The sequence below is a fragment of the Candidatus Aquicultor sp. genome, from assembly GCF_054640775.1.
This window is the reverse complement of sequence record NZ_JBTSLF010000118.1, coordinates 1-8,222: the sequence shown is the minus strand read 5'-3', so window position 1 is coordinate 8,222 and position 8,222 is coordinate 1. Positions and strand designations below refer to the sequence as shown.

The window sequence follows — 8,222 nt, the reverse complement described above, 5'->3', positions numbered from 1 at the left end:
CGAAACCACAAATGCGGCCCGCGGAACCTATAGCGATGCGGAAAATCGGAAGAATTAAAATCGCCGCTCGCTACTCCCCCTCAATGTTGCTCTTTTCACAAACTTCACCTAAAATATAACTGTTATGCTCTATGTTGACAAATGACAGCTTATTTAGTAGCGGCCAATGTCTCGACACGAGCAGGATAACTCAATTTAGGATCGGTTCCAAAGGATGGAAGCAGTATGGAAAAGAGAATCAAGACTGGAATCGGCACTTTAGACCGGATGCTGGGCGGCGGTTTATACGACGGCGCCGCATGCATGGTCAAAGGCGCTCCAGGCACAGGAAAGACAACGTTAGGACTACAGTTTCTCGCGACCGGTATCGAAAACGGGGAAGCCGGTCTTTATGTAACGTTCGAGGAGTTCTCGGGTTCTCTCTATAGAGATGCCCGCTCGATCGGGATCGATCTTGAAGCGTACGAAAAAGCCGGCAAGCTGAAGATGATATTTACAAACCCCGAAGTCTTCTTGAGCATGGTAAGAAAGCCCGGCGGTGAGTTCGATGAGGCGATTCTCAAGTATGGCGTGAAAAGGGCCGTCGTAGATGCATTTAACCATCTAGAGGTCATCGAGGAAGAATCTAGAAAAATGAGAAGCCTCGCTTATATGATGGTCAACTCTTTCAGACGGCACAAGGTCACCAGCGTGTTGCTCCAGGAGGACAGGGTGTTTATGGGCGATGTGGGCGGCCTTGAGTTCGGCCTCCCCTACATCGTTGAAACGATCATCCAGCTCAAGTACGTTGAGCTAGAGTCGAGGGTGCGCAAGGCGCTTCTGGTCCTCAAGCACAGGGCGAGTGCACATAGCAATGCGATTCTGGAATATACGATAACCAATAAAGGATATAAAATCGGCGATCAGTATGAGGCGGATCACCTGATCACCGGATCGGCGACCCGCCGGCCGGTTGTCGAGGGCCTCTTAAACTCCCTCTCAAATGTGGGCGCGCCTTCGCTCGATGTTTCCGTCAGGCTGATCGAGGATACTCTTCTTAAGATGGGACAATCGTTCCCAGAAGAGCATTATGCAGATCAGCAGGAATTCTTCGGTGCCGTTGAAAAGGGCGAAGCCGGCATCTCAAAACTCGAGTCGATACCGCTGCTGCGCGGCAACGATATTTACGCAACTGCGATATGTCCTTTCAGGGCGACGATAATCGAGCTGAGCGACAAGAATTATGAAGCGCTTATCGCTCTAACCGACTCGTACAGGAAAAAGTATCCCGATCGCGCAATTGTCCACCCATTCTGTGTTTGCCACCAAAATGTTCGGGAATTAATCCTGGGAAAAACATATGTCGATGGGAAGCCGATTCACAGCGAGACCCTTGTGTGCAAGAGCAACATTTTGGAAGATATAAGTTACGGCTCACAGGCACTTAAGTCGTTGTCTTTATCCACGGATAATGCAGACGGATTGCTAAAAGGCGATGTTTGCCTTTATACCCTGCTGATCGGGAAAAATAAAGAGCAGGCTGATGTAATGCCAAAAGCACAGGCAACAAAGGCTAAACAGAAGACAAAATAGAGCAAAGGATTGACACCCACCAAAAGCCTGTGCTATTGTCATGTTAATTATAAAAACGATGCCGTTGATGGGGAAAGTAGACTGAGTTAACCGGTAAGAAGCGAACCGGGTATGGTGAAAGCCGGTACCAGTGTTACCAGTCGAGTGGGCCCCTGAGGTGTAGGTGCGAACAACAGATGCGAAGTAGCACCACCGGATCCTCCACCGTTACAAGGAGGCAGGTATAAACGAGCTTAAAGCTCGAAGTACCTCGGCGCTAAGGCAGTAGTCTAAGGTGAAAGAGAGAATCTCATCCCTTAGCAACTGTGAAGTTGGGTGGCACCACGAGATTATAACCCTCGTCCCATATGGGATTGAGGGTTTTTTTTATTGTAGCAAAGAGCGATTTAAGAGCAGCGATTAGCGAAGAGCGATTAGCGATTAAAACAATCAGATTTCTAATCGCCAATCGCTAACAACCGTAATTAGGGCACATGGTTTGTTGATAAGAGAAGCGTTAGAAAGAAGCAGGAGGGAACGCATATGATAGCGATGATCGATAACTACGATTCGTTCACATTTAATCTGGTCCAGTACCTTGCAGAGATGGGCGAGAAGCTGGTTGTGTTCAGGAACGATGAAAAAACGGTCAAGGATGTTATGGGGATGAAGCCCGACCGTATCGTTATATCCCCGGGCCCGGGCAGACCCGAGGACGCGGGGATATCCATCGACCTGATAAAGGAAGCCGCCGGGACTATCCCGGTGCTTGGCGTATGCCTCGGGCACCAGTCGATAGGCGAGGCATTCGGCGGAAAGGTCGTCCACGCGGGTACGCTGGTTCACGGCAAGACATCGAAGATACTCCACGATGGCAAGACGATATTTTCGGGTATCCCCAATCCTTTTACCGCCACCAGGTATCATTCGCTCATCGTCGAGAAAGAAACGCTCCCGTCCTGTCTCGAGATATCGGCCGAGACCGAAGACGGGTTGATTATGGCACTACGGCACCGCGAGTTCCCCGTAGAGGGCGTGCAATTCCACCCCGAATCGATACTCACAAGCGAAGGAAAGGCCATCCTGAGGAATTTTCTTGGAGCCGACCGCATAGACAGAATCGCTGTTGGCTAGGATTAAGGAGGAGAGAAAATGGTAGTTGAAGCGATAAAAACCGTTATCGATAGCAAAGACCTCACAAGGGATGAAGCCGAACGAGTGATGGATATCATCATGAGCGGGGAGGCGACGCAGGCGCAAATCGCATCGTTCATTACCGCACTTAGAATGAAAGGCGAGACGGTTGATGAAATATCCGGTTTCGCAAAAGTCATGAGAGATAAAGCGAGAAGGATAACGCCCGATGTCGTTGACATCGTAGACACCTGCGGCACCGGTGGAGATCAGCAGCATACGTTTAATATCTCAACGACCGTTGCGTTTGTCGTGGCGGGCGCGGGCGTACCGGTCGCAAAGCATGGAAACCGCTCGGTTTCAAGCAAGAGCGGAAGCGCGGATGTTCTTGAAGCCCTCGGCGTACGAATCGATATGACCCCCGACGAGGTGCGGCGCGCAATTGAAGAGATCGGGATCGGCTTCATGTTCGCACCCAACTTCCATGGCGCGATGAAGCATGCGATTGGGCCTCGGCGCGAGATTGGTGTGCGCACTGTGTTCAATATCCTCGGCCCCCTCACCAATCCCGCGGGCGCAACCGCACAGGTGTTGGGCGTCTACGACCGTGAGCTGATCGAAGTCATGGCGCAGGTTCTCGGAAACCTCGGCATAAAGCACGCCCTTGTCGTTCACGGACATGACGGCCTTGACGAACTCTCCACCACCGGTGAGAGCGTTATCTCAGAGTTTAAAAACGGCGAGGTCGAGACATACGAGATCATCCCCGAGCAGTGCGGCGTAAAACGGGCGACGATCGAGGACTTGCGGGGCGGCACCGCAGAGGACAACGCCGGGCTGACATTACAGGTTCTAAAAGGCGCCAAGTGCCCGAAACGAGATATCGTTTTGATGAACGCCGCCGCCGCGTTGATCGCCGCCGACAAAGCATCCTCATTTGAAGAGGGTATGCAAATGGCTAAAGAATCCATCGATAGCGGCAGGGCGCTTGCCAAACTCGAGGCGCTGCGCGAATTCGGCGCCAAACCGAGCGTAGGGGAATTGAAGTGATTCTCAATCAAATCGTCGAGGACAAAAAGTTTTATGTCGAGGCGTTAAAGAAGCTCAGCCCGGTAAACGAGATGAAGCCCGGTGACGGCATCGAACGCCGCAGCCTCATCGAAAGCATCCGCTTGCGCGAGGTGCCCATCATCGCTGAGATAAAGCGACGCTCACCCTCTGGCGGTGACATGAACTGCGGGTATAGCTTGACCGAGCTTGCAACGATCTATGAAAGCAGCGGTGCGGCGGGTATATCCGTGCTTACAGACGAGAAGTACTTTGGGGGGAGCCCGACAGATTTGCTTGAGGTAAAGCGCAGTACGTCGCTCCCCATCCTTCGAAAAGACTTCATTATCGATGAGTACCAAATATATGAGGCCTACGCCTACGGGGCGGATGTGATCTTGTTGATAGCGGCCATTTTAAGCGATACGCAAATCCTGCGATTCTTAAACCTGGCCCACGAGCTTGGTCTTGAGGTTTTGCTCGAGTCGCACAACAGGGTCGAACTCGAAGTTTCGATTGCGAGCGGCGCGAGGCTTCTCGGTATCAATAACCGCAACCTGGATACGCTCAAAACCGATTTAAATACCTCAATTAATTTGATGCAATTCGTCCCGGATGATAGGATTGTCATAAGTGAAAGCGGTATTTCTCGCAGCTCAGATATCAAGAGTCTGCTGGATGCCGGAGCGAGGGGGTTTCTTATCGGGGAATCGTTACTTAAAAGCAAAGATCCGGCCGGGAAACTGGCCAAACTGACAAATATCAGTCATTTATAAAAGCGTAATTTCATGAGTAGTTTAGTGCGTGATTAGTGAGTAAAGAAAAGGAGTGTTCTAGTTGGAAACTAACAAATTTATCTTAAGTGAAAAGGAGATTCCAGCGGCCTGGTATAATATCCTGGCGGATCTTCCCTATCCGATGGAGCCGTATCTGCATCCAGCGACAAAAGACCCGATAGGCCCCGCCGATCTCGCTCCCCTCTTTGCGATGGCGCTCATCGGGCAAGAAGTGAGCACCGAGCGCTGGATCGAGATTCCCGACGAAGTCATCGAGATCTACAAACTGTATAGGCCGGGGACGCTCTACAGGGCGCGCAGGCTTGAAAAAGCCCTGGATACTCCCGCTAAAATCTACTACAAGTACGAAGGTGGAAACGCCACCGGTAGCCACAAACCGAACTCGGCTATCGCACAGGCATATTATAACAAGCAAGAAGGTATAAACAGATTAACGACCGAGACCGGTGCGGGTCAGTGGGGTAGCGCGCTCTCTATGGCATGCAATTTCTTCGACATGGAGTGCGTCGTCTACATGGTCAATGTCAGCTACCAGCAAAAGCCTTACCGCCGCTCGTTAATGGAGGTTTACGGGGCCACCGTGCATGCGAGCCCGACCAACCTGACGAACGCGGGGCGCACGGTTCTTGAGCAAGACCCGAATTCACCGGGTTCTCTCGGTATAGCGATAAGCGAGGCCGTAGAGGAGGCCGCAACCAGGGACGATACGCATTACGCCCTCGGAAGCGTTCTCAACCACGTGCTCCTGCATCAAACGGTCATCGGCCTTGAAGCCAAGAAGCAGATGGAGATGGCCGGGGATTATCCGGATATAGTAATCGGGTGCTGCGGGGGCGGCAGCAATCTCGCTGGTCTGTCCTTCCCGTTTATCCAGGACAAGTTTGCGGGTAAAGACGTGAGGGTGATTGCAGTCGAGCCGACAGCGTGCCCGACGTTGACCAAAGGCGAGTACCGGTATGATCTGGGAGATGTCGCCGGAATGACGCCGTATGCAAAGATGTATACGCTAGGTCACGATTTCATACCGGCCGGCATTCACGCAGGCGGTTTGAGATACCACGGCGACTCGCCGATCATAAGCCTGCTGTATGACAAAGGCATAATCGAGGCGACTGCGTACAAGCAGACAAACGTGTTTGAAGCGGCAATTCAGTTTGCGCGGGCGGAGGGAATCATCCCGGCGCCGGAAAGCTCGCACGCAATCCGCCAGGCGATCGACGAGGCCCTCAAAGCCAAAGAGGCCGGCGAGGAAAAGGTCATTCTCTTCGGTCTCAGCGGAAACGGCTATTTCGATATGACGGCATACGACAACTACCTGAAAGAGGATCTAATAGATTACGATTTCGCACTGGCCTGCGGCCCAGACAACGAATAACGTAGGGTCTAGAATGCAAGATAGAAGCCAGGAGTCAGGAGCCAGAATCCAGGAGAAAACCTTTCTGGGTCGAGAGTGAGGGTTGTTTGGTGACTCGTGTGAAGATTTGTGGGATAACGAATATGCAGGATGCGCTTCTGGCGGCGGAGCTGGGGGCGAATGCGCTGGGCTTTGTTTTTGCGGAAAGCCCGCGAAAGGTAAAGCCCGATACGGTGGCTGAAATCATCGCGGAGCTGCCGCCGTTTATTTCGACGGTGGGCGTTTTTGTAAACCACCCGGCCCGCGAAGTCAAATCCATCGCCAACTACTGCAAGCTTGATGCCCTGCAGTTTCACGGCGAGGAAACCGGCTCGTATTGCCAGCAGTTCCACCAGAGGGTCATCAAGGGTTTCAGAATGCGCAACTACACCGAGATCGAAGACTGGATCTTCCACGAAAACGAGTTCGAAGCCGAGACGCTGCTCGACCCCGCAAGCAATGTCGTCGCCTACCTGGTAGACGCCTATGCCCGCGGGCAATATGGGGGAACCGGCATCCATTTGAAGTGGGAACTGGTCCGCAACCTGGAATCCAGGAAGCCGTTGATCCTGGCCGGAGGGCTCGATCACAAAAACGTCGCCCTCGCCATAAAGGTCGTAAAACCGTTTGCGGTTGATGTGAGCAGCGGCGTCGAGTTAAAACCCGGCAAGAAAGATAAATACAAACTTCGCGAGTTTATGAAAGTAATAAGGGAATGTGAAGGATAAAACCGGTACAGCGGTAACCAGATGAGAGGGTGAATGAGACAGCGCTATTTCAGCGGAATCCAGCCGACGGGCGAGCTTCATATAGGTAACTACCTGGGAGCGATAAAGAGCTGGATCGAACTGCAGGACAGCTTCGAAGGGATATTCGGCATCGTCGATCTTCATGCGATAACCGAACCGTATGCGCCTGAAGACATGCCCAAGCGGGTTTTCGACGCGGCGCTGGATTACCTGGCAGCCGGTCTCGACCCGAACAAGAGCACCCTCTTGATACAGTCCTTCGTCCCTGAACATGCAGAGATGGCCTGGCTTTTGAACTCGGTAACCCCGGTTTCCTGGGTCGAGCGGGTTCCGACATACAAGGAGAAAGCCAAGCAATTAAAGATACAGGTAAATATGGGGTTGTTGAGCTATCCGGTCTTGATGGCGGCGGATATCGTCCTTTACAAAAGCACGATAGTCCCCGTCGGCGAGGACCAGCTCCCCCACCTGGAGTTGACCAGGGAAATCGTTCGAGCTTTTAATTCTAAATATACATCTATCTATGGGGACGTATTCCCGGAACCGCAGGCGTACCTTGCGGGGGGCTCGAGGATAATGTCGCTCACCGAGCCCTCAAAAAAGATGAGCAAAAGCCTCGGCGCACACAATTATATCGCGCTTGTCGACCCGCCGGACATCATCCGCAAGAAGCTGGCGAAAGCGGTAACGGATATCGGTCCCGGTGGGGGAGAGATGAGCCCGGGTACGAGAAACTTGTTCCAGCTCATGAGCCTTTTCTCATCCAAGGAGACCTATGACCATTTTAAGCGGCTCTATGACGAGGGAAAGATTCGCTACTCGGATATGAAGCAGAAGCTGGCCGACGACATTATAAGCGACCTCGGTCCGATTAGAGAACGCAGGCTCGCCCTGTCGCTTAGGCCCGAATATATCCGCGAAGTTCTCATCGAAGGCAGCAACCGGGCCAGGGAAATCGCCCGGCAAACCCTCCATGAGACCAAGGAGAGAATGGGTCTCACGTATTTCTAGGCAAAAGGAGTAAGTTGAATGCAACATGTATTACCGGATGAGCGGGGTCATTATGGGGAATTCGGCGGCAAATTCGTGCCGGAGACCTTGATGACGGCGCTCGAAGAACTTGAAGCGGCGTACGCCCGGTACAAGGATGACCCGGAATTTAAAGCCGAGCTTGAATTCTATCAAAAAGAATATATCGGCAGGCCGACCCTGCTTTACTTTGCGGAGCAGCTCACCAAGCACTACGGCAAGGCAAAGATATACCTCAAGCGCGAGGACTTATGCCACGGCGGCGCCCATAAGATCAACAACACGATCGGCCAGGCGCTTCTCGCGAAACGCATGGGCAAGAAACGCATTATCGCCGAAACCGGGGCGGGGCAGCATGGCGTGGCAAGCGCAACCGCCGCCGCACTCTTCGAACTCGAGTGCCAGGTTTACATGGGGGAGGAAGACACGAGGCGCCAGTCTCTTAACGTGTTCAGGATGAATCTTCTGGGAACCGAGGTCATCCCGGTCACCAGCGGAACAAAGACGCTAAAGGACGCTATG

8 protein-coding genes are annotated in these 8,222 nt (G+C 52.6%); all 8 read left to right on the top strand.

What is annotated here, in order from left to right; translation table 11 throughout:
• The first annotated feature begins 225 nt into the window (after positions 1–225).
• Complete coding sequence (locus ACYC56_RS10005; RefSeq protein WP_461374038.1) at positions 226–1,572, top strand: RAD55 family ATPase; 1,347 nt, start codon at positions 226–228, stop codon at positions 1,570–1,572.
• Positions 1,573–2,094: 522 nt separating this feature from the next.
• Positions 2,095–2,685, top strand: a complete 591-nt coding sequence (locus ACYC56_RS10000; RefSeq protein ID WP_461374037.1) for an anthranilate synthase component II — start codon at positions 2,095–2,097, stop codon at positions 2,683–2,685.
• 18 nt (positions 2,686–2,703) lie between these two features.
• Entirely contained in the window at positions 2,704–3,735 is a 1,032-nt protein-coding gene (gene trpD / locus ACYC56_RS09995) for an anthranilate phosphoribosyltransferase (protein WP_461374036.1), read from the top strand.
• Positions 3,732–4,508 carry an indole-3-glycerol phosphate synthase TrpC gene (trpC, locus tag ACYC56_RS09990; protein ID WP_461374035.1) on the top strand — a complete coding sequence of 259 codons (777 nt, stop codon included), beginning with the start codon at positions 3,732–3,734 and terminating at the stop codon, positions 4,506–4,508. Before trpD ends, trpC begins: the two co-directional genes overlap by 4 nt.
• Before the next feature lie 61 nt (positions 4,509–4,569).
• Positions 4,570–5,904 carry a TrpB-like pyridoxal phosphate-dependent enzyme gene (locus ACYC56_RS09985; protein ID WP_461374034.1) on the top strand — a complete coding sequence of 445 codons (1,335 nt, stop codon included), beginning with the start codon at positions 4,570–4,572 and terminating at the stop codon, positions 5,902–5,904.
• An 89-nt stretch (positions 5,905–5,993) separates the two neighbouring features.
• Entirely contained in the window at positions 5,994–6,650 is a 657-nt protein-coding gene (locus ACYC56_RS09980) for a phosphoribosylanthranilate isomerase (protein WP_461374033.1), read from the top strand.
• Between the two features lie 33 nt (positions 6,651–6,683).
• Entirely contained in the window at positions 6,684–7,682 is a 999-nt protein-coding gene (gene trpS / locus ACYC56_RS09975) for a tryptophan--tRNA ligase (RefSeq protein ID WP_461374032.1), read from the top strand.
• A gap of 18 nt (positions 7,683–7,700) precedes the next feature.
• The coding region (locus ACYC56_RS09970; protein ID WP_461374031.1) for a pyridoxal-phosphate dependent enzyme at positions 7,701–8,222 on the top strand (522 nt) is incomplete at its 3' end.

What these genes read in the sequence shown, in the direction of transcription:
- ACYC56_RS10005 (WP_461374038.1), top strand. Translation starts at nt 226, where the DNA reads ATGGAAAAGAGAATCAAGACTGGAATCGGCACTTTAGACCGGATGCTG.
- ACYC56_RS10000 (WP_461374037.1), top strand. Translation starts at nt 2,095, where the DNA reads ATGATAGCGATGATCGATAACTACGATTCGTTCACATTTAATCTGGTC.
- trpD (WP_461374036.1), top strand. Translation starts at nt 2,704, where the DNA reads ATGGTAGTTGAAGCGATAAAAACCGTTATCGATAGCAAAGACCTCACA.
- trpS (WP_461374032.1), top strand. Translation starts at nt 6,684, where the DNA reads ATGAGACAGCGCTATTTCAGCGGAATCCAGCCGACGGGCGAGCTTCAT.